The sequence below is a fragment of the Beduinella massiliensis genome (genome assembly GCF_900199405.1).
In the GTDB taxonomy this organism is placed as follows: domain Bacteria; phylum Bacillota; class Clostridia; order Christensenellales; family Aristaeellaceae; genus Beduinella; species Beduinella massiliensis.
The window spans coordinates 756,915-776,745 of record NZ_LT963430.1; the positions used below are offsets into that span (position 1 = coordinate 756,915).

Consider the following 19,831-nt stretch of genomic DNA (forward strand, 5'->3'; position numbering starts at 1 on the left):
CAAATTATCCCGGCAACAAAGGAGGCATATCAATCCTATTTACAGAAGATGAATAAGGAGTATGGGCGGTAAGAATAACGCATATAAAAGATATTGGGAGGGAACATATTTATGAAGAAATACCAAGAACAGCCGTTTGATGACGAGTTGAAGGAACTAGATGAAGAGATAAAAAAATTAAACAAAGAATTATATACGCACCTTTTACAACCACCGAGGCGAATTAAAACGGGAGAACTTATTGAAAATGCAGAGTTGAATGCAGAAACAAGGGCTTTTATCAAAAAGAAAAAGGCGGAGCTCAATGTGGACGATTGGCCTCCGAAATATCGTGGGTGGGTTCCTTCCGATGCATTGGTAGAGGAATACATGTAGTTTTGCTTAAATTGGAAGCCGGAGAATAATATGGACGAGGAATGACCGGATAGATCAAATAGGCTAAGTCGCCGCCACCCTGAAAAGGACGGCGGTGACGCGCTTCACTTGCTTCCTCAAAAGAACCGCGCCCCTCTTGACGAGGGGCGCGGGCGTGCTGTACAATGTAGGCAGGAAGGGTGTAGAACCTTCAAGGTGGATGCTCCACCGAAACGGCCTATGCCTTTAGGGCCATAAAACCGCCAGCAGGTTGCGACTGCAAGGCGGTTTTTCATTTATCGTCTGTTCGATTTGCCGAGCGCGTAAGCGCTGAGCATTAAACCGGCGATAGAGATGAGAAACGCGAGTAACTCGATGTTTGTCATCTATACCACCTCCGCTTTCGTACAGCACGTTGCGGAGGGGAACCGCAGGGAGGGCAAAGCCCGACTAGGCCCGCGCAATTTGAAAAATTGCCGGGCCGTACCCCGCGTGCGTAGCAGGCGGGGCGACTTACCCTGTAAGACCTTCCTGCCTACATAGCGATGAAAACACCCGACGTCATGGCAAGCTTTTGCCGAGATGCCGGGCTTTTTTACTTTATTAAGAAATTCCGATGATGGCGAAAAAAGGAACCAGGGTTAACCGAACGTATGTCCGATAAACGCATGCCTGGGAACGACAAAAAGTAAAGCAAGACGACAGGGGTTAGAAGATATAAAAACCTTGCACGCCGGCCTCGTCATCCAATATTCACCCCGCCGTCTCCATACGGGGCAGCGAGGCCGCGCGCACAAAAAGGCTGCGGCCTTCGCATTTTGTGTTGGACGGGCGCCTGATTTTCGCGCGATGACCGAACCATTCACGCCCAGAAAATGCCTGTTTCGCAAAATTGCGTGAGACAGCGCGGGAAAAACGTGGTATAATAAACGCAAAGATATACGAACTGATATTCGCATATCGGCGAAGATGAAAGGGGGAATATCGTCCGGCATACTGGGCAGCACGGAGGCCGTCTTCCGGCGACGTCGGGCGTCCGCAGCATTTTCGCATAATTGCATGTACACGTGATGGAACGTAAACATGAACGCGACAGATCAGAACAGATGGCCCGCCGGCGTGCCGCGCCCAAGAGGCCGCCTGCGAGCAGCGCGAACCGCCCCTCCCAGAGGGCCGCCCGATCCGGGGTTTCGAGAAACCCATTGGCGGATCCGACAGCGGCGGGAAGGGGCGGCGGGAAGCATCCCGTGCGGGGTGCGAAAAACCGGTACAGGCCGCCCGATCCGGGGTTTTGCGAAGCCCATTGGCGGATCAGGAGGAAGCGGCGTGACGGGAAAGCGGCGGCGAAGGCGCGGACGCGCGGGCCTGAAGACGAACAGATGGGGGGAACACAGATGGCTGATGAGACGTACGAAGCGCCGGCGGCAGGCGCGGACCTCGCGGAAGATGGAATCTTCGCCGGGGACGGTGTCCCTGCCGGGGACGGTGTCCCAGCCGGGGAAGGAATCCCCACCGGGGACGGTGTCCCCACCGGGGACGGCGTCCCTGCGGAGGAAGGCGTCCCTACTGGGGAAGGTATCCCCACTGGGGACGAAAGCGCCGAAGCGGCCGGGCAGTCCGCCGGAGACGGCGCACGGGGCGCGGACTGGGTGGCGCGGATGGGCGCGCAGGTGCGGACGCTGTGCGACGCGGGCGCGGATCTTCGGGGGATGTTTCAGGACGCCGAGATCGCCCGTCACATCGACGACGGCTCGTGGGACGTGAACACGGCCTACGCCCGCTGGCGGGGAACCCGCGGAGCGCGCGAGACGGCGCCCGTGATTTCAGCCCGAAGCACCGGGGGCGCGGTGACGCGCAGGAGCTTTGCGGACATGACGTCCGCCGAGTTCGCCGCCTTTTGCGAGCGCGTGGACCGCGCCGTGAACGGCGGCGGACGGGTGACGCTGTAGGCGGCGGGCCGCCGCGAAGCGCGGGGGAACAGGATCACAACGGAAAAGAAAAGGGGAGATTGAAATGGCGGTAACCTTCAATACGAACACCACGGCTACCAGTTCGATCGCCGCGACGGCGACCAAACAGTTCTACGACAAGCGGCTTCTGGAGAACATGAAGCCCCTGCTGATTCACAACCAGTTCGCGCAGAAGCGCCCGGTGCCCGCGCACGGCGGCAAGACCATCGAGTTCCGCAAGTGGACGCCCTTCGCGGCGCTCACCACGCCGCTGACGGAGGGCGTGCCCCCCGAGGGGCAGACGCTCAACATGACCAACATGACCGCGACCGTCGCCCAGTACGGCGGCTTTGTCACGATCAGCGACCTGCTCGACCTGACGAGCATCGACAGCGTCAAGTCCGACGCCGTGGACATGATGGCCCAGCAGGGCGCGCTCACGCTGGACACCCTCGCCCGCGAGGAGCTGCACAAGGCGCCCAGCGTCATCTACGCGGGCGCCAAGACCGGCCGCGCCCAGCTCGCCCCCGCGGACAAGCTCACCAGCCTTGAGATTCGCAAGGCCGTGCGCGCGCTCAAGAAGGTCAACGCGCCCATGTTCCGCCAGGGCTCCAAGAAGGGCTACTACATCGCCATCATCGGCCCGGACACGGAGTTCGACCTGATGGACGACCCGACCTGGGTGGACGTCAGCAAGTATCAGGACAAGGAGAACATCTACTACGGCGAGATCGGCATGCTGTACGGCTGCAAGGTCGTCTGCACCAGCGAGGCGAAGATTTTCACCGGCGCGGGCGCGGACAGCGCGGACGTCGCATCCACGCTGGTATTCGGCCAGAACGCCTACGGCGTGGTGGACATCGACGGCAGCAGCAACGTGCAGTCCAAGATCAAGCCCGCGGGCAGCGCGGGCAGCCAGGACCCGCTGGACCAGACGAGCACCGTCGGCTGGAAGGTCATGGCCTACGTGTGCAAGGTGCTGCAGCCCGCGTTCATCCAGCGCATCGAGAGCGGATTCAGCGCGTAAAGGACAGCAGGGGGACGGGCGACCCGTCCCCCAACCCCATGGGGGCAAAAGAAAGGATGAGGAATATGGCGGCGAGGACGAACGAGGAACTGGAAAAGGCGGCGCGCGCGCAGGAGATCAGCGCGAAGACCGCGTTTGCGAAGGCCACACGCGTGAAGGTCTACGTGCCGAAGGGCGCGGACGAGCACGACACGGAGCTATACGGCTGCTGGAACGGCATTCCGGTGCGTTACAGGCGCGGCGGCGAGGTCGAAATGCCGGACGTGGTATTGCAGATGTTCAAGGACTGCGGGGCGCTTTGAGCCCTGAGCCGGCGGAAGGGCGCGGGCCGTTAAAAGAGGAGGTGCCGGCGTGATAGCGCGGCTGGAGGACTTTAAGGGCGTATGGCAGGCGGCGGGCGACAGCGGGCTTTCGGGCAAGTACGCCTACGACGCTTACAACGTGAGCACGGAACGCGGGGCGCTCGCGTCGGCGGCGGGCTATGAGGCGTTCCTGCCGCCCATAGGCGTGGAAGGGGCGCAGAGCTATGAGCAGATCGGCACGCTGGCACGGCTCTACCGCAGGAACGCGGCGGAGGATCAGCGCGAGGTCTTCGTCGCCTGCACGCTGGACGGCGTCTACACCTACACCGCCGGGGACGCGGGCTGGACGCTGCGGCTCGCCGGGCCGCTTTACGCCGACGCGTGGGACTGGGTGGCCTACGAGACGGTGGACGGAGAGGGAGAGCACGCCGCGACGTGCGACGTGCTGATCCTCACCAACGCGAAGGACGGCATGATCGCGCTGTACGGCAGCGACCTGCGCGTGGAGCGCAAGGAGACGCCCGCCAGGTTCGGCGTGCTGGGCAGGCACGCGGAGCGCATCTGGGGCGCGGGCGTGGAGGACGAGCCGGACAGCCTGTATTACTCGCGGCCCTACGACCCGTTCAACTGGACCGCGGACGAGCAGAACCCGGAGCTGGGCGGCGGGCAGATCCTGCAGCCGACCTGGGACGGCGACCGCTTCATCGCGCTGCGCGAGCTGGGCGCGTACCTGATCGCGCTCAAGACCCGCAGCATCTACCAGGTGCGCGGCACGGACCCTTCCAGCTTCGTCGTCACGCAGGAGTACGGCGCGGACGCGCCCCAGACGGAGAGCACCATCGCCGTGGACGGCACGCGAATGTACTACCTGACGGGCGGGGAGGGCGCAAGCCCTGAGATCGGCGCATACGACGGCGTTTCGGCGCAGCTTCTGGCGCAGGATGCGCTGCACGAGGTGCTGCGCGCCGCCGGGAACACGCAGGGGGCCAGCGCGGTCGTCTGCGGGCACGTCTACTACCTGGCGCTGCCGGTGGGCAGCGTCCTCAACAACACCGTGATCGAGTACGACACGATCCGCCGGACGTTCATGGTGCGCCGGGGCATCCATGTGCGCGCGTTCCTCACGAGCGGGGGTCAGGTCTACTTCACGTCGAGCCAGGACCCCTACCGCGTGTACCGCTACGGCGCGGGCACGACCTACGGCGGCCAGCCGATCCCCTGCCGCTGGCAGACGGGCTGGATGGAGGGCGCGACCAAGCGCACGCGCAAGAGCGCGTTCATCCTGCGCTTTTTTGCGCAGGGTGGCGACGGCACGGTGCTGCGTCTGACGCTGGAGACGGAGCGGCGGCGCATGGAGCGCGCCGTGAGCCTGTGCCCGGAGGGGCGGAGCTACCGCGTGCGCATGCCGCTGCGCGGGGTGCGCTGGCGGCTGACGCTCGACAGCGAAGGCGCGCAGGCGTGGCGCATTCCGGGCGGCATCGAGGTCAGCGCGGAAGAGGAAGAGCTGGAGTGAGGAACACGCCAGCGACGAGTAGGCACGCGCGATTTGAAAAATCGCCGCGCCGTAGCCCGCGCGCGAAGGGCGCGGGCCGTAAAAAGAGGAGGAGCTGGAGTGAGGAACACGCCAGCGACGAGTAGGCACGCGCGATTTGAAAAATCGCCGTGCCGTAGCCCGCGCGCGAAGGGTGCGGGCCGTAAAAAGAGGAGGAGCTGGAGGGAGCACCCCGGCGCAGAGGACCGGCAGAGTATCGTCCTGTAAGCGGGGGGGCATGAAGCGGAGACTTCCCCTTCATGTGAAACCGCGTCGGCGGGCTTGGCCTGACGCGCCTTGTCCCCTTCGGGCACAGGGTACGGCGCTTCGTGCGTTCCTCGCGCGGAAGCGTGCCCTGCACGTCCATCAGCTATAGAAAGGAAGAAACCCCGATGAAGAAGTTGCAGCCCCCGGCCCTGCCGGCGGCGACGGAAGCGGAGATACAGACGGCAGGCGGCGCGTCCCGTTACGTGGTGACGCTCGTGCGGGCCCTGCGCGCGGCCCTGGACGACATCTACCGCGTGCTCAGCAGGCACGAGCCGCAGGCGGGCTCCATCCTGCTGACGGCGGAGGACAAGTCCCCCGGCGCGAATTACGAGGCCGCGGGCACGGCCGGGACGTTTTACGCATGGAAAGCGAAGTAGCCCCGCGCGAATGGAAAATTCGCCGGGGCGTACCCCAGCGGCGGAAGCCGATGGGGCGGGAAAAGCGAAGCAGCCCCGTGGGAATTGAAAATTCGCCGGGGCGTACCCCAGCGGCGGGAGCCGATGGGGCGGGAAAAGCGAAGCAGCCCCGTGGGAATTGAAAATTCGCCGGGGCGTACCCCAGCGGCGGAAGCCGATGGCGGCGGGAAAAGCGAAGCAGCCCCGTGCGAATGGAAAATTCGCCGGGGCGTACCCCAGCGGCGGGAGCCGATGGGGCGGGAAAAGCGAAGCAGCCCCGTACGGACGCAGGATTCGGCGGGACGAAGAAAGGTGAATGGAGATGGCGAAGAACAGCACGGTGACGACGACGACCCAATCGTCCAGCACGACGCAGGGCACGAGCGGCAGCCAGTCACAGGGGCAGCAAAACAGCCAGCAGACGACGCAAAAGGTCATCGACCAGCAGCTCCTCGCCCAGCTGCTTGCGGGCCTCGCGGACATGGGCTACACGCCCCGCAGCGAGGAAGAGCTGCGGCAGACGGCGGAAAACCGCTACAACCCCCTGTACAACGCCGAGGTCGAGGCGGCGAGGCAGAAACAGCAGCAGACCGACCTCGCGCTCTCGCAGCAGCTGAACGAGCTGCTCGCGGGCATCTCGCGTCAGAAGGACACGCAGAACGCGGCCTACGACAAGGCGCGCGCGAACATCGAGACGGGCGCGCTCTCGCGCGGCATGGGGCGCTCCAGCTACACGACGAGCACGCTTTCAAACAACGACATTGCCCGCGCGAAGGCGCTCTCTCAGATCGACGAGGACGCGAACCGGCAGACCGGCCAGCTCGGCGCGCAGCGCACGCAGCTCTCCCAGCAGCTCGCGGAGACGCTGGGCAGGCTTTCTACGGACAAGGAGACGAATATCGCGGGTTACCTGCAGGACCTGTACGACCAGGAATTCCAGCGCGCGCAGGCGGCGAACGCGGCGAAGAACCAGAACTACCTGACGGCGGTGGATCTCGCGATGGGCACGAAGACGAGCGGCCAGACGAATTCGACGGAGAACACCAGCGGCTGGCAGAACCAGAAGGTCAACGGCACGGACACGAGCACGCAGACCACGGAGTACTGGACCGGCAAAAAGAAGTAGACGCCGTGCCCTCCGGCGGGGGAAGCGGATGAGGATGAAATATTGAGGCGGCGAGGCGCGGCTTTTGCGGGGCCTCGACGGCTGGGATGTGGAAGGAAACGACGAAAAAGCGACGGCGGAAGGAGGAAGAGGCCGAATGATTTACGCGGCGTTTGACGGGCAGTCGCGCGAGGCGGTCGCCTCGGACGTGTTCCAGTACGACACGGGCGAGGCGCTGGAGCTCAGCGGACTGCCGGGCGAGCTGGGAGGCGTGACGGTCGAGGTACACTACGGCTACGAGGGCGACGCCAAGGCGGAGGCGCGCATCGCCCAGTTCGACAAGCGTGGGGGCGTGTGGCGCGCGGACGTGCCGGACGTCTACCTGCAGCGGGCGCGGGCGGTGAACGCCTACGTGTACGTGATCGAGACGGAGTTCAAGAAGCGCACGCTGTACCGGGTGACGTTCTCGCCCATCGAGCGGCCCGCGCCCTCCACGGAGGTGACGCAGGCACAGGCGGACGCGTGGGCGCAGCTCGTGGTCGAGGTGAACGGCGCCGTCGCGGGCGCGGACGCGGCAGCGGGACGCGCCAACGCCGCGGCGGCGGGCGTGACGCAGGAAATTGCCGCGCTGAACGCGGACAAGGCGGACTGGGAGGCGCGCGTGTCGGAGGTCGAGCGGCGAACGCCCGGCAGCATGATCACGGAAGTTTCACGAAGGGCCGTGTCCGTCCCGGCCGCCGGGTGGACCGGGAACGCGCAGGGCATGCAGGAGCTGCAGGTGAGCGTTCCCGGGACGAAAAAGGACAGCGGGACGCAGCGCGTGCACTACGCGGTGCGGGGGGAGCAGATCGGCAGGGTGCTGCTGGCGGGCGCGCGCGTGGACGGGGACGATACGCTGACGCTCGTGTGCCTGGCCGCGCCGCCCGCGGCGTTTGAGCTCATGGTCACGGTGGAGGAGGTCATCGTATGACATTTTGCTACGGGGAGGGCGGGGCGCTGGTGACGGCGTGTAGGGCGGTGACAGCGCTGTCGCTTTCCGCGAACAACGTGGGCTTTGGCGCGGGCGTGACGCTCTCGTGGTCGGGCGCTGTGGGCGGCGCGGGCAACCCGATCCGCGGCTACGAGGTGTACCGGGACGGGGTACTGCTCACGACGGTCTTTGACGGCACGAGCTGCACGGTCACGTCGCCCACGAGCAACGGCAGCTACAAGTACACCGTCAAGGCGCTGGGCAGCATCGCAGGCTTTGACGCGCCGGTGAGCACGGCGAGCGCGACGCTGACGAGTGTGGTGACGAATCCGACGGCGCCGACGACGATCAAACTGTCCGCGACGGACGTGCGCATCGGCAAGAGCGTGACGCTCTCGTGGTCGGGTGCCGCGGGCGGCGCGAACAACCCGGTCGCGAAGTACCACGTTTATCGGGGCGGCGCGTACCTGACGGAGACGACGGGTACGAGCTGCGCTGTCACGGCGCCGGGCACGGCGGGCGGCAAGTACACGTACACGGTCTACGCGATCGGCAGCGTGAGCGGCTGGAACTCCGGCGCGTCCGCGGGCGTCACGCTGACGGCGCACGGAGCGGAATACACCGACACGTACTTCACGTCGAACACGACCTGGACGATTCCGGCCTGGGCAGAGCAGCTGATCGTCACCTGCATCGGTGGAGGCGGCGGCGGAGGCGCGAGGGGCTACGATTACGGGACGAAATACGGCGGTGGCGGCGGCGGCGGTGGCGGAACCGGAGAAAAGAGAGACGCGACGTTTAATGCGGGTCAATTTACGCCGGGGAGCGCGGTGCAGGTGACAGCCGGCAGCGGCGGCGGTCACGGAGTAGGCTACCACGGCGGCGGCGGAGCAGCCAGCAGTTTTGGTACGTTCCTTAGCGCGCGCGGAGGCGAGGGAGGCAAGCAGGGTAACGGCGGCTCGACGTCTAGTCCGCCGAACGGCGGCGACGGAGGAAACGGCGGCCTCGGCGGCGGCGGCGGCGGTTGGAGCCGGTCCGGGCCGAACAGCACACAGGTCGGCGGGAACGGAAGCAACGGAACGAGCTGGTCAGTCCCTGCAAACGACGCAGCCTATTACGTATTTAACGACGCATCGACCGGGAGGCGGCTGGGAGTTTCGGGCGCGGGCGGAGCGGCGCAAGCGGGCGGAAACGCAGCAGTCGGAAACGCATCGCTTGCAGGAACGAGATACGGGTCGGGCGGCAATGGAAATGGCGGAGACGGCGGATCGGGCATCGTCGCGGTGCGCGTAGGCAGATACTTGTCGTAAGGCGGCGAGGGGAGATGCTTCCGTTTTAAGAAAAGCGGATATAGACGGAGCGCGGGAAGAAAGGCATGAGGGCAGGTGAAGCGGACGAATGTTTGAGATCAGGGGGAGACGGATACGAGTGTCGCGCGGAGATACGGGGACGCTGGTGGCCAGCGCGCGCGGCGTGACGCTGGGCGAGGCGGATCGGGTGCTGCTCACGGTGCGCGGAGAGGACGGCGCGGCGGTCATCGAGAAGGTGGAGACGCCGGACGCGGAGGGAACGGCGCGCTTCCATTTCGTGAATGCGGACACGGAGGAATTGGAGCCGGGCGGGTATCTGTGGGATCTTCGCTACGTGCTGGGCGCGACGATGACGGACGGACGCGTGACGGACGGGGAGCGGGTCGTCACGCCCTTTGCGCCGTCGGGCTTTGAGGTGATGGAGGTGGTGGGCGATGTCTGAGATGTGCGTGGAGCTGAACAGCGGCGAGATGATCGTGCGGCTGGAGGCGGAGGAGACGGAGGCCGCGAGAAAAGCGGCGCTGGCGGCGGAGCAGGCCGCGCGGGCTGCCGGAGATGCCGAGGCGCTGACGCGGGAAGCGGAAGTGGTGCGCGTCGAGGCGGAACAGAGACGCGCGGCCGCGGAATCCGCGCGCGCCGTTGCAGAGAGGGGCCGCGAGGGAGCGGAGGCGCAGCGGGCGTCGGCGGAAGCGGAGCGCGACGGCGCGGAGGAGGTTCGTGCGGCGGCGGAAGCGGGCCGGAACGGCGCGGAGGCGCTGCGCAAGGCGGCGGAGCAGGCGCGCGCGGGCGCGGAGATGGAGCGAGATAGCGCGGAAACCGCCCGCGCGTCTTCGGAGGACGCGCGAAAGAGCGCGGAAGCGGGGCGGGAGAGCGCGGAAACCGCCCGCGCGTCTTCGGAGGACGCGCGAAGGGCCGCTGAGACGGGGCGAGAGCGCGCGGAAAGCGCCCGCGCGTCTTCGGAGGGCACGCGAGAGCGCGCTGAAACGGGGCGAGAGAGCGCAGAAGCCGCCCGTGCGTCTTCGGAGGACGCGCGAAAGACTGCGGAAGCGGGGCGGGAGAGCGCGGAGACCGCTCGCGCGTCTTCAGAAAATGCGCGCAAGACGGCGGAGGACGCGCGAAAGAGCGCGGAGACAGAGCGAGAGCAGGCGGAAGCGTCGCGGGCAGCCGCGGAGGACGCGCGAAAGGGCGCGGAGACGGAGCGGGAGCAGGCGGAGTCGAAGCGAGCAGCCGCGGAGGACGCGCGGAAGAGCGCGGAGACGAAGCGTGCGGAGGCGGAAGCTGTCCGGGTGACGGCGGAGGACACGCGGAAGAGCGCGGAGACTGGCAGGGCGAATGCGGAAGCGTCGCGTGTAGCCGCAGAGGACGCGCGGAAGAGCGCGGAGACGGGCAGGGCGAATGCGGAAACGGCGCGCAAGACGGCGGAGGACGCGCGAAAGAGCGCGGAGACGGGACGGGAGCAGGCGGAAGCGAAGCGCGTCGCGGACAGCGCAAAGGCGCTGCTGGACGCGCAGGCCGCCGTGGACGCCGCGGACGGCTGGGCGCGCGCGGAGGCGTCGGCCCGGACGCTGGACGTCGGCGCGGCGGCGAGCGCGAGCGTGACGACCGCCGAAGACGGGCACAAGCTGCTGACGCTGGGCCTGCCCAGAGGCGAGCGCGGGCCGCGAGGACGCGGGCTTACGGCGATGGGCGCCTGGACGGCCGGCGTGCAGTACCTGTGCAGCGACGACGTGCAGCATTTCGTGCTGTACGAGGACAGCAGCTACGTGTGCCGTCAGTCCCACACGTCGGGCGCGGAGAGCGCGCCGCCCGCCGCGGCCTATTGGACGCTGCTCGCGTCCAAGGGAAGCGTGGACAACCTGCCCGGCATGCGCGGCGCGACGGCGGATACGGCGGGCGAGGCGGGGCTCGTGCCCGCGCCTGCGGCAGGCGCACAGGGCCGGTACCTGCGGGGGGACGGCACGTGGCAGACGCCGCCGAACACGACGTACAGCACGGCGACGGCGAGCGCGGACGGCCTGATGGCGAAGGGCGACAAGGCGAAGCTGGACGGTGTGGCGGCAAACGCGAACAACTACGCGCACCCGACATCGGCTGGCAGTAAGCACATCCCGGCGGGCGGCGCGAGCGGTCAGATTCTGCGCTGGGGCGCGGACGGCACGGCAACATGGGGCGCGGACAACAACACGACCTACAGCGACATGAAAGGCGCGACGGCGGAGGATGCGGGCAAAAGCGGCCTCGTACCGGCCCCGGCTGCCGGCACACAGGGCCGATACCTGCGGGGGGACGGCACGTGGCAGACACCGCCGAACACGACGTACAGCCCGGCGACGGCGAGCGCGGACGGCCTGATGGCGAAGGGCGACAAGGCGAAGCTGGACGGCGTGGCGGCAAACGCGAACAACTACGCGCACCCGACATCGGCTGGCAGTAAGCACATCCCGGCGGGCGGCGCGAACGGTCAGATTCTGCGTTGGAGCGCGGACGGCACGGCGGCGTGGGGCGCGGACAACAACACGACCTACAGCGACATGAAAGGCGCGACGGCGGAGGCCGCAGGCGCGAACGGCCTCGTACCGGCCCCGGCGGCAGGCACACAGGGCAAATATCTGCGAGGGGACGGCACGTGGCAGACGCCGCCGAACACGACGTACGGCGTCGCGACGGCGAGCGCGGATGGCCTGATGGCGAAGGGCGACAAGGCGAAGCTGGACGGCGTGGCGACGAACGCCAACAACTACGCGCACCCGACGAACGCGGGGAACAAGCACATCCCGGCGGGCGGCGCGAGCGGGCAGATCCTGCGCTGGAGCGCGGATGGCACGGCGGCGTGGGGCGCGGACAACGACACGACGTACGGACTGGCGACGGGAAGCGCGGACGGCCTGATGAGCAGCGCGGACAAAAAGAAGCTGGACGGATTTGGCGATGCGGACAGTTATCTGGATCACCCGGTCGTGTTTTCGCTGCCGGTCTCCGCGTGGACGGGCAGCGGGCCGTATAGCGCGGTGATCAGCGACGCGCGGTTTGCGGAAGACACGAAAATCGATTCGACCGATTTAAGCGCGGACACGTTAAACCATCTGCCCCACGCCGCGATTGATTACGAAACGACTGACGGTAAAATTACGCTAACGACGGAGATCAAACCGAGCATCACGCTGGCCGGGACATTTTGGATTCGGCGCGTGGCGCAGGCGTAATGTGATGGAGGAAAAATCTATATATGCATACGTTTTATGCCGGTTTGAATCAAACGGAGAAACTGGCCTGAAAGTAATGTAAACAGTTCATTTGATGCTCGTATACTCCTGTCTCGCAACGTATGCCATTGCGGGCAGGGGGTGCGGGACTGTGAGAGGCAGGATCTATAGTCCCCCACCACGTTATGGCAGGCCGGTGGATTTGTTGGACAACCACGGTTTTGAGATCGCGCAGGCCGGATATGGCGGAATGCATGGCACCGTACAATACGCGGCTGACCGGTGGAAAATCGATGGGTATAGCGTTACAGTTTCGCGCAGCGACGGAGTGTTGACAATAGCGGGTACAAGCACGTGGTCTATCATGAATCAGGCGCTTCGCGACGATGCTCGTCAGGCGTGCAGAGGACAAACCGTCACACTGGTGGTATATCTCGCCAGCGGATATATTGCCTGTGCACAATATGACATACCAGCATCCGGAACGTTTGACACGCAGGGCGTCAATCTGGAAAATAGCTGGGCTGCGAACGTTTTTGCCAGCGGCAACGAGATATGCGTTAGGGTATACAATGTCACAAACAGCGACGTCCTAAAAATAAAACGTGTGCTGCTGTTGACGGGAGGTTACACGCTCGATACGCTGCCTCCTTATACCCCGCGCCCTTACAGCGTCGAACTCGCAGAATGTCAACGGTATTTTGAGCGCATAGGCGATGCCCATAGCGAGCTGCTATCGACGACTATGCTTGTGGATGGGCAGCGATATGCGATGTTCATGATTCATTATGCGCCAAAGAGGAAAACGCCTACGATTCTGCTCAGTGCCGCCTCAAATTATCGAGTACTGACAAAGGGGCTTCAAGAAAACATGGCCTCTGCGAACTCGATAGAAAGTTTGTCGGCGTATAGTGTGATGAATACTGACGCCACTATAATTGTGAAAATGAATGGAGGCGTGTATGCAAATAATGCTATTTTGCAGCGCTCAGACAGCGCGACCGCTGCGTGGATCGATGTGGTTGCCGATCTGTGATTTGTGAAACGATAAGGAGATGATATCTGGTGAAAGGTAATATCAATGGTATTTTTGCACCGCTGATTCAGGAGGTGCGCATATGAATGGTCAGATTACCGGCGGTGTGCGCGCGATCATAGACCGGGTGTACCCGATTGGTATCATATTGGATTTTGCCGTCGAATCAGACCCTAATACCTCCATCGGCTGCGGGACGGTATGGCAGCGCATTGCAGATGGTCGGGCGCTGATCGCTTCGGACGCGGCCCATCCGGTCGGATGGACGGGTGGTGAGGCGGCGCACACGCTGATAAACCCAGAGTTGCCATCTCACTATCACGATATAGCAATGGCCGAAGCAGGCGGATCGCCATATTGGGGCCCGATAAGTATCACACAGCTAAGTGGCTCGAAGTGGAGCACGACCAAGAATACTGGGGGTGGTGAACCCCACAACAACATGCAGCCCTCGCTTGCGGTGTGTCGTTGGGTGCGTACTGCGTAAGTACCGTTGAACACTGAAAATCACAAAAGGTTCACGATGTTTGACTGCTTATTTTAGAGCCTTTACAAACATGATCTGTATCGATATATCGATGAAAGAGGTGCACAAAATGGAGGACTTAAAACGTTGAAGGTTTATTGATGAGAGGTGCACAATGACAGGAACACTTTACACGCCACCACGAACTGTCGCGCCAGATGATTTGCTGGTCAACAGCAATTTTCGCAATCCTGTTAACCAACGAGGAAAAACGATCTACACACCAACGTCCATTTCATACACGATAGACAGATGGATGATAAACGGGGTATCGAGCGGAGCGGGGGAACTCGATATAACCGGCGATGGCGTCCGGGTTAGCCCGATACAAGATTATGTGGACCTCAGTCAAAACATCGAACAATACAGCCGGTTAAAGGGACATGTCTGCACCGCCGTAGTGTGTGCGAACGGCGAAATATCTTCGGGATGTTGTTATATGGGCGAGACAGCAGACCCTGTAACACTTGGGCCGGTCAAACTGTATTCGATCAATGCGCGGAATGTTATATTCAGGGCGTATGAACCGGTCACACTACAATGGGCTGCGCTATACGAAGGAGTTTATACCGCTGACATGCTGCCGCCTTATATACCTCGCCCATATGGTGTCGTGCTCACGGAGTGCCAGCGGTATTATTACCAAACCTGGGATGGGCCGACCCCTGCCACGACAGCAGGTATTGTTGCGTGCGAGGCAATTACGGATGCACGTTTGGGGGTACACATCGCGTTACCGGTGCAAATGCGCATCACGCCAACTATCACGTTTTACAATTCGAGCGGGGAGACCGGCACTTGGAAGGAGTGGATTAGCGGAACGCGTGTTAGTGTTTCGGCAGTTTATAACAACTCAAAATCGTTTATGGTCGGCGCAGAAAAAGCAGTGAAAGGGTTATATTACGCCGGGCACTACTGCGCTTCGTGCGAACCATGAGACCTAATGAGACCTATAAGGTCTACCTTTCAGGACGATCATCTATATAACCCCTTTCGTGATGAAATACGCATATATGGTGTTTAATAATCTCTCTAAATTGCAAGTCAAACATCGTAGAGGTTTGTTGATTTGGAGGGATGCGGAATGAAAGGGATGATTTACTGTCCACATCTAATTGACCCGCCGGTGAATCTGCTGGACAACAGCAATTTTCGCGATCCCGTCAACGGACGGGGTGCAGTGCATTACACGGCAAACGGCTATACGATTAACCGGTGGCTGCTGTGGGAAAGCACGGGTAATGTAGCGTTGACGGTGGGCGGCGGCATGATCTATTGGCGGGGATACCTGTATCAACACCTTGCCATTGACACAGCGAGGCGCTATACCCTCGCTGCTTGCACCAGCGACGGAGACATCCTTTGCGTCAGCGGTACGCCATCGGAGAGGCCGGCGGTTACCAGCCTGGGCAACCTGCAATTAATACTGACCGTATCCTACCCCGATGGGCAATACGTCAAGGCGCAGGTCTCAACCATTGATCCGTCTCAGGCATCCAGCCTGGTCTGGGCCGCGCTGTACGAGGGTACCTATACTGCTGATACGCTGCCGCCGTATATTCCACGCCCTTACAGTGTAGAACTCGCTGAATGCCAACGGTATTATCGACCTTTTATAAAAACTGCACCTGCAATCACGGTAGCAGCCCATGCAATCACAGCCCAAATGGTGCTTGATCCGCCTATGCGGGCGGGCTGCGTGCCGACTGTAACCATAAATTCGGTTGGAGACGCCTACACGCACGACGGCATACGGACAGTATCGACATCCTACTCAGACGTCAACGATGAGCACAGAGCGGGGTACGTATTTTATTCAGCTGAAAGCGTGACGGTCGGGACCCCGGCAATTATAACGGGAATTAGCGGATTTGTCAGCTCTGAACTATAAAGCGGGAGAACATGAATGCCCATGGGCTTAAAAGGTACACCTTTATAGATGATCATTGTATGCACACCTTTCGCATTTTAATGAAATTAAATGGTGTTTGAAATCTCGCGTTTGCGAACCGACAAACATCGTGTAGGTTTGTTGATGTGTAGAAGGTGTTCAAAATGAAAGGAAAAATCTATGCCCCCACACGTCTCAATGACCTGCCGGTAAATCTTCTGGACAACAGCAATTTTCGCGCTGCCAGTATAATCAACCAGTACAACTATGCAAGCGGAACTTCACTGGGCGATTATGAAATGATACTAGATCGGTGGCGAAACGAGAAAAGTGTGAATGGTTACACACTATCCCCTGAAGGGCTGATTACAACCCCGCAAAGTAGTTTCTATCAAGCTGTGGCTGGTTTGCGGAACGGTGGTATTTATACATTTGCTGTTGGCACGAGTATGGGGCTGTATACCGTATCATGCACGTTAGCAATAACCGGAACATGGTACATCATGGGTACAACGGATACGCCGTTTGGACATGTCCGTATCGATGATGCTGGATATGGTGGCGTCGTTAATTGCCTGATACGCAGTGATAACAGCGTTGTGGTTTATTGGGCAGCGTTATACGAAGGGGCTTATACCGTCGATACGCTGCCGTCCTATACCCCACGTCCGTACAGCATTGAATTGGCCGAATGTCAGCGGTATTATTGGCGGGTGCATTTTGACCAATATGAGACAATCAGTATGGGCTACGAGGGGCCGAAATATGCGATTCTGCAAATGTCTGCCCCTGTGCAAATGCGAGTTAAACATCTAGGGTTTGCGCAGAGTGGCGTTATACACCTGGGAAGCTATGATCGGGTATTCTCTGGCGCTAAATGCATCGGTACCGCGATTATTATGGTTCTCAATTATTCTCTTATACAGAGTCCTGTCGGCGGAACATATGGGTACACACCAATAGCTGACGGCGTAACATTAACATTCTCGGCGGAACTATAAATATGAAAATGAGGGATTTACATGGCGAAAATCAAAATCAACGACACACAGCTCGACGCGACACTCTCAAAAACCGGGGGACCGGATCACACTCACGCTGACCGATACGGATTTGAAGCTCGACGAGCTGGCGGCGCTTTTTGATCCTGGCGCAGCAACAGAGGTGCGTGTTGTTGACGACGCAGGCCTCACGACCGCTATTTACAGCCACCGGCGTGTAATTGAGGTCGGTGCGCAGCTCGATGGTAACGATGTGCGGCGCGTATACATCAGTCTGCAGATCGAACCGATAGAGCAATCGGCGGCCGATATACTGCGGGAACGCCTCGACGCACAGGCTGAGAAGCTCGCACAGCTCGCAAGCAATGACAGCGCGAGGGCTGCTGAAATTTCCGCTCAGAAGGAGCAGATGGACAGATATACGGCACAGACGGAGTTGGTACGCGCGCAGATTCAGGCGGTAAGCGATCGCGGCGAATTTGTTGAGGATTGCCTTGCGGAGATGGCGACAGCGGTTTACTCATGAGACGGATAGCAAGGGCGGTTCGCGAACGCATCTTGTTTTCCATATTAAACTACACAGAAGGAGGAATTATGATGATGGCGATGTTTTTCGCGCAGAGGGTCATCCTCGGTAAAACGCTTTTCGCGGACGTTCCGTCGGCGCTTCGTCCACAGGTAAAGACGCTGCTCGACGAAAGCGGCCTGGACGATCTGGCGGTCGAGATGGTGGGCTGACGAGACGAGGGGGCGGGCTCTTCGCCCGCCCCTTTTTGAAACGAGAAGGTGTCGGAATGATAAGAGCATCGGATTTCGCATTTCAGGCCGTCGCCCTCGCGCAGCGCACGCCGCCCATCCCCTACGCGATGGGCGGGACGACGCCCCAGGGCATGGACTGCCGAGGGCTCGTGGTGTACCTCCTGCGGCAGCTGGGCCGCCCTGACTACCGCACGGCGGGCGCGACGAGCATGTGGCGCGACGATTGCGTGGACAAGCGCCCGCTCGCGCAGGCCGATCTGCGGCCCGGCGACCTGCTGTTCATCCGCAGCGGCGAGGTCAGCGAGCACATGGGCGTCTACTGCGGCGCGCCGGGCTGCGAGGTCGTGCATGCCAGCGCGACGAAGGGGTGCGTGTGCGCCTCGACGCTCAAAAACGGCTGGACGCACGCGGCGCGGCACCGGCTGATCGATTACGACAGCGCCGACAGAGAGGGAGGCGACAGCATGGCGGCGGAATACATCGTCCGCGCACAGGGCGGTCTTCGCCAGCGCAAGACGCCGGGTGGGACGTACATGCAGATGATCCCGGACGGGACGCGCCTGGCCGCGCTGCAGACGCAGGGCGACTGGACGCAGGTGAGCTACGGGGGCTTTACGGGGTGGGTGAGTACGGCGTATCTGGTGGACGCGGACGGAGCGGCGGAAGCGCCGCAGGCGCCCGAGAACACGGATAGCGCGGATGACGACAATAGGGTACGGGTGCCGCGCGCGCTGATCGAAGCGCTCTGCGGATACTTAAACGACTGAGGAGGAAGGCAAATGTGGGAGAAAATCGTGAAGGGCGCCGCGGCGGCGGTGGGCGCGGTCGCCGGCTTTTGGGGAGGACTGCCGGTGCTTTTGCAGACGATGGCGGTCTTCATGGCGGTGGATTACCTGACCGGCCTGATCTGCGCCCTGAAGGGTGTGTCCGGCAAGAGCGAGAACGGCGCGCTGTCGAGCAAGGCGGGCTTTGAGGGCCTGCTCAAGAAGGGCGTGATGGTGCTCGTGGTGTTCATCGCCTGGCAGCTCGATCAGGCGATGGGGACGGCGGTGCTGCATAACGCGGTGGTGTGCTTCTACGTGGCGAACGAGGGCATTTCGATTCTGGAGAACACGACGCTGCTGGGCGTGCCGTGGCCGGAAAAGCTGCGTGACGCGCTGGACGCCATCGGAAACGGCGACGGCGGCGAACCGCCCATGACGGCGTAAAACGGATGACGATACGAAGAGGTGCTGTCGCAGACTTTTGCGTTCTGCGACAGCACCTTGTTTTTTGATGTTTACGAAACTTCTGCGTTGCTTTCAGGGGGCCTGCCGTTGAAAACTTTGCCGTTACGGCGGGTTTCGTACACGTCCCTATACGGCCCGCGGCTGTCCTCCGTAGATACGTGCCGGCGGAGCCCAGATTCTTTTTCATTTTTACAGGTCAGGGTGAGCGTCAAACAATGCCCTTGAAATCTCCGATGCCGCCTGATGTAGAAGCGCGAGATAGTGATCGACGTTCTGCGGAAGGCTCTGACCGATAAAACCGGAGAAGGAAAGCGCTGCAAAAATCTCGCCCCGCGGGCTGCGAATGGGTACCGCTAGACAGATGCCGTTCTCCTGGGATTCCTGCATATCCAGCGCATATCCCAGCGCGCGCACGCGCAGCAGTTCCGCCAGGTACTGCGTGCGATCCGTGATGCTGTGAAGGGTCATGGCGCGCAGTTCGCCGCAGCTTAAGATTTGCTCGAGGAGAGGCTCCGGCAACTCGCTCATCAATACCTTACCACAGGCGCTCGTGTGGATCGGAAGGTAAGAACCAATGGGGGGAACGTAATCCATGATTTTATTGGTGCGGGACTGCTGGAGGATAATGCATTTTTCGTTTTCACGCACGGCCAGATTCATTGCACGCGATTCAATGGCTGAAAGACGCGCCATGGAAAAATAGGCGATTTCTTTAAGGGCGCTGTAGAAGTTATTCTTACTGGTAACAAAAGAGATCCTGGGGCCGACGATATATTTGTCATTTCGATCCTGATAGACCCAATTCCGCCGTTTCAGCATCTGTAGTATGCGAAACACAGTTGGAGGATTCATATCACATTGGCGGGATATTTCGTTTACGCCGATAGGCTGCTCTGCTTCCTTGATCGTCTCCAAAACGACCAGGCCCTTTTCAAGCGCCTTTAGGCTGTCTTTCGTTTCCATTTTCGGCTACCCT

General features: G+C 61.6%; 21 protein-coding genes. 20 read left to right on the forward strand and 1 reads right to left on the reverse strand.

The genetic code is table 11. The features are described 5' to 3' along the window. Positions 1-111: 111 nt before the first annotated feature. From C1725_RS04060 to C1725_RS04140, 20 genes are all read left to right on the forward strand, one after another. Positions 112-375 carry a hypothetical protein gene (locus C1725_RS04060; RefSeq protein WP_102410395.1) on the forward strand — a complete coding sequence of 88 codons (264 nt, stop codon included), beginning with the start codon at positions 112-114 and terminating at the stop codon, positions 373-375. A 1,373-nt stretch (positions 376-1,748) separates the two neighbouring features. Beyond that, entirely contained in the window at positions 1,749-2,303 is a 555-nt protein-coding gene (locus C1725_RS04065; protein WP_146009134.1) for a hypothetical protein, read from the forward strand. Between the two features lie 64 nt (positions 2,304-2,367). Next, positions 2,368-3,330: a N4-gp56 family major capsid protein gene (locus tag C1725_RS04070; protein WP_102410397.1), complete on the forward strand. Its 963-nt coding sequence runs from the start codon at positions 2,368-2,370 to the stop codon at positions 3,328-3,330. Between the two features lie 65 nt (positions 3,331-3,395). Next, entirely contained in the window at positions 3,396-3,632 is a 237-nt protein-coding gene (locus C1725_RS04075) for a hypothetical protein (protein WP_102410398.1), read from the forward strand. 49 nt (positions 3,633-3,681) lie between these two features. Then, positions 3,682-5,145 (forward strand): hypothetical protein, encoded by a 1,464-nt coding sequence (locus C1725_RS04080; protein WP_102410399.1) that lies wholly within the window; start codon positions 3,682-3,684, stop codon positions 5,143-5,145. A gap of 410 nt (positions 5,146-5,555) precedes the next feature. Next, complete coding sequence (locus tag C1725_RS04085; RefSeq protein WP_102410400.1) at positions 5,556-5,807, forward strand: hypothetical protein; 252 nt, start codon at positions 5,556-5,558, stop codon at positions 5,805-5,807. Between the two features lie 334 nt (positions 5,808-6,141). Beyond that, positions 6,142-6,951 carry a hypothetical protein gene (locus C1725_RS04090; protein WP_346026324.1) on the forward strand — a complete coding sequence of 270 codons (810 nt, stop codon included), beginning with the start codon at positions 6,142-6,144 and terminating at the stop codon, positions 6,949-6,951. A 136-nt stretch (positions 6,952-7,087) separates the two neighbouring features. Next, complete coding sequence (locus C1725_RS19160) at positions 7,088-7,900, forward strand: hypothetical protein (RefSeq protein ID WP_346026325.1); 813 nt, start codon at positions 7,088-7,090, stop codon at positions 7,898-7,900. Continuing rightward, positions 7,897-9,210, forward strand: coding sequence for a glycine-rich domain-containing protein (locus C1725_RS19165; RefSeq protein ID WP_102410402.1), 1,314 nt, complete (start codon positions 7,897-7,899; stop codon positions 9,208-9,210). The genes C1725_RS19160 and C1725_RS19165 overlap by 4 nt, the downstream gene beginning before the upstream one ends. 118 nt (positions 9,211-9,328) lie before the next feature. Then, a complete protein-coding gene (locus tag C1725_RS04105; RefSeq protein ID WP_102410403.1) occupies positions 9,329-9,652 on the forward strand; it encodes a hypothetical protein in 324 nt (107 codons plus the stop codon). Further along, complete coding sequence (locus C1725_RS04110) at positions 9,645-12,413, forward strand: hypothetical protein (protein WP_102410404.1); 2,769 nt, start codon at positions 9,645-9,647, stop codon at positions 12,411-12,413. Before C1725_RS04105 ends, C1725_RS04110 begins: the two co-directional genes overlap by 8 nt. Before the next feature lie 364 nt (positions 12,414-12,777). Further along, positions 12,778-13,449, forward strand: coding sequence for a hypothetical protein (locus tag C1725_RS04115; protein WP_146009135.1), 672 nt, complete (start codon positions 12,778-12,780; stop codon positions 13,447-13,449). Positions 13,450-13,531: 82 nt separating this feature from the next. Beyond that, positions 13,532-13,936 carry a phage baseplate protein gene (locus C1725_RS04120; protein WP_102410406.1) on the forward strand — a complete coding sequence of 135 codons (405 nt, stop codon included), beginning with the start codon at positions 13,532-13,534 and terminating at the stop codon, positions 13,934-13,936. A 154-nt stretch (positions 13,937-14,090) separates the two neighbouring features. Beyond that, a complete protein-coding gene (locus tag C1725_RS18895; RefSeq protein ID WP_146009136.1) occupies positions 14,091-14,912 on the forward strand; it encodes a hypothetical protein in 822 nt (273 codons plus the stop codon). 147 nt (positions 14,913-15,059) lie between these two features. Next, positions 15,060-15,866 (forward strand): hypothetical protein, encoded by an 807-nt coding sequence (locus tag C1725_RS04125; protein WP_102410407.1) that lies wholly within the window; start codon positions 15,060-15,062, stop codon positions 15,864-15,866. A 164-nt stretch (positions 15,867-16,030) separates the two neighbouring features. Then, a complete protein-coding gene (locus C1725_RS18900; protein ID WP_146009137.1) occupies positions 16,031-16,867 on the forward strand; it encodes a hypothetical protein in 837 nt (278 codons plus the stop codon). Between the two features lie 112 nt (positions 16,868-16,979). Beyond that, positions 16,980-17,393, forward strand: coding sequence for a hypothetical protein (locus C1725_RS04130; protein ID WP_102410408.1), 414 nt, complete (start codon positions 16,980-16,982; stop codon positions 17,391-17,393). Between the two features lie 71 nt (positions 17,394-17,464). Continuing rightward, entirely contained in the window at positions 17,465-17,605 is a 141-nt protein-coding gene (locus tag C1725_RS19170) for a hypothetical protein (protein WP_346026326.1), read from the forward strand. A gap of 56 nt (positions 17,606-17,661) precedes the next feature. Then, positions 17,662-18,393 (forward strand): NlpC/P60 family protein, encoded by a 732-nt coding sequence (locus C1725_RS04135; RefSeq protein WP_102410409.1) that lies wholly within the window; start codon positions 17,662-17,664, stop codon positions 18,391-18,393. Between the two features lie 12 nt (positions 18,394-18,405). Next, complete coding sequence (locus C1725_RS04140; RefSeq protein ID WP_102410410.1) at positions 18,406-18,834, forward strand: phage holin family protein; 429 nt, start codon at positions 18,406-18,408, stop codon at positions 18,832-18,834. 210 nt (positions 18,835-19,044) lie between these two features. Here C1725_RS04140 and C1725_RS04145 read toward each other — a convergent pair whose 3' ends face one another. Beyond that, on the reverse strand, positions 19,045-19,818 hold the full coding sequence (locus C1725_RS04145; protein WP_102410411.1) for an IclR family transcriptional regulator domain-containing protein: 774 nt from the start codon (positions 19,816-19,818) through the stop codon (positions 19,045-19,047). Positions 19,819-19,831 lie beyond the last annotated feature (13 nt).

Bases quoted from the DNA above. Each gene is read 5' to 3' on its own strand.
- C1725_RS04060 (WP_102410395.1), top strand. From the start codon at position 112: ATGAAGAAATACCAAGAACAGCCGTTTGATGACGAGTTGAAGGAACTA.
- C1725_RS04065 (WP_146009134.1), top strand. From the start codon at position 1,749: ATGGCTGATGAGACGTACGAAGCGCCGGCGGCAGGCGCGGACCTCGCG.
- C1725_RS04070 (WP_102410397.1), top strand. From the start codon at position 2,368: ATGGCGGTAACCTTCAATACGAACACCACGGCTACCAGTTCGATCGCC.
- C1725_RS04075 (WP_102410398.1), top strand. From the start codon at position 3,396: ATGGCGGCGAGGACGAACGAGGAACTGGAAAAGGCGGCGCGCGCGCAG.
- C1725_RS04085 (WP_102410400.1), top strand. From the start codon at position 5,556: ATGAAGAAGTTGCAGCCCCCGGCCCTGCCGGCGGCGACGGAAGCGGAG.
- C1725_RS04090 (WP_346026324.1), top strand. From the start codon at position 6,142: ATGGAGATGGCGAAGAACAGCACGGTGACGACGACGACCCAATCGTCC.
- C1725_RS19160 (WP_346026325.1), top strand. From the start codon at position 7,088: ATGATTTACGCGGCGTTTGACGGGCAGTCGCGCGAGGCGGTCGCCTCG.
- C1725_RS19165 (WP_102410402.1), top strand. From the start codon at position 7,897: ATGACATTTTGCTACGGGGAGGGCGGGGCGCTGGTGACGGCGTGTAGG.
- C1725_RS04110 (WP_102410404.1), top strand. From the start codon at position 9,645: ATGTCTGAGATGTGCGTGGAGCTGAACAGCGGCGAGATGATCGTGCGG.
- C1725_RS04115 (WP_146009135.1), top strand. From the start codon at position 12,778: ATGAATCAGGCGCTTCGCGACGATGCTCGTCAGGCGTGCAGAGGACAA.
- C1725_RS04120 (WP_102410406.1), top strand. From the start codon at position 13,532: ATGAATGGTCAGATTACCGGCGGTGTGCGCGCGATCATAGACCGGGTG.
- C1725_RS18895 (WP_146009136.1), top strand. From the start codon at position 14,091: ATGACAGGAACACTTTACACGCCACCACGAACTGTCGCGCCAGATGAT.
- C1725_RS04125 (WP_102410407.1), top strand. From the start codon at position 15,060: ATGAAAGGGATGATTTACTGTCCACATCTAATTGACCCGCCGGTGAAT.
- C1725_RS18900 (WP_146009137.1), top strand. From the start codon at position 16,031: ATGAAAGGAAAAATCTATGCCCCCACACGTCTCAATGACCTGCCGGTA.
- C1725_RS19170 (WP_346026326.1), top strand. From the start codon at position 17,465: ATGATGGCGATGTTTTTCGCGCAGAGGGTCATCCTCGGTAAAACGCTT.
- C1725_RS04135 (WP_102410409.1), top strand. From the start codon at position 17,662: ATGATAAGAGCATCGGATTTCGCATTTCAGGCCGTCGCCCTCGCGCAG.
- C1725_RS04140 (WP_102410410.1), top strand. From the start codon at position 18,406: ATGTGGGAGAAAATCGTGAAGGGCGCCGCGGCGGCGGTGGGCGCGGTC.
- C1725_RS04145 (WP_102410411.1), bottom strand. From the start codon at position 19,818: ATGGAAACGAAAGACAGCCTAAAGGCGCTTGAAAAGGGCCTGGTCGTT.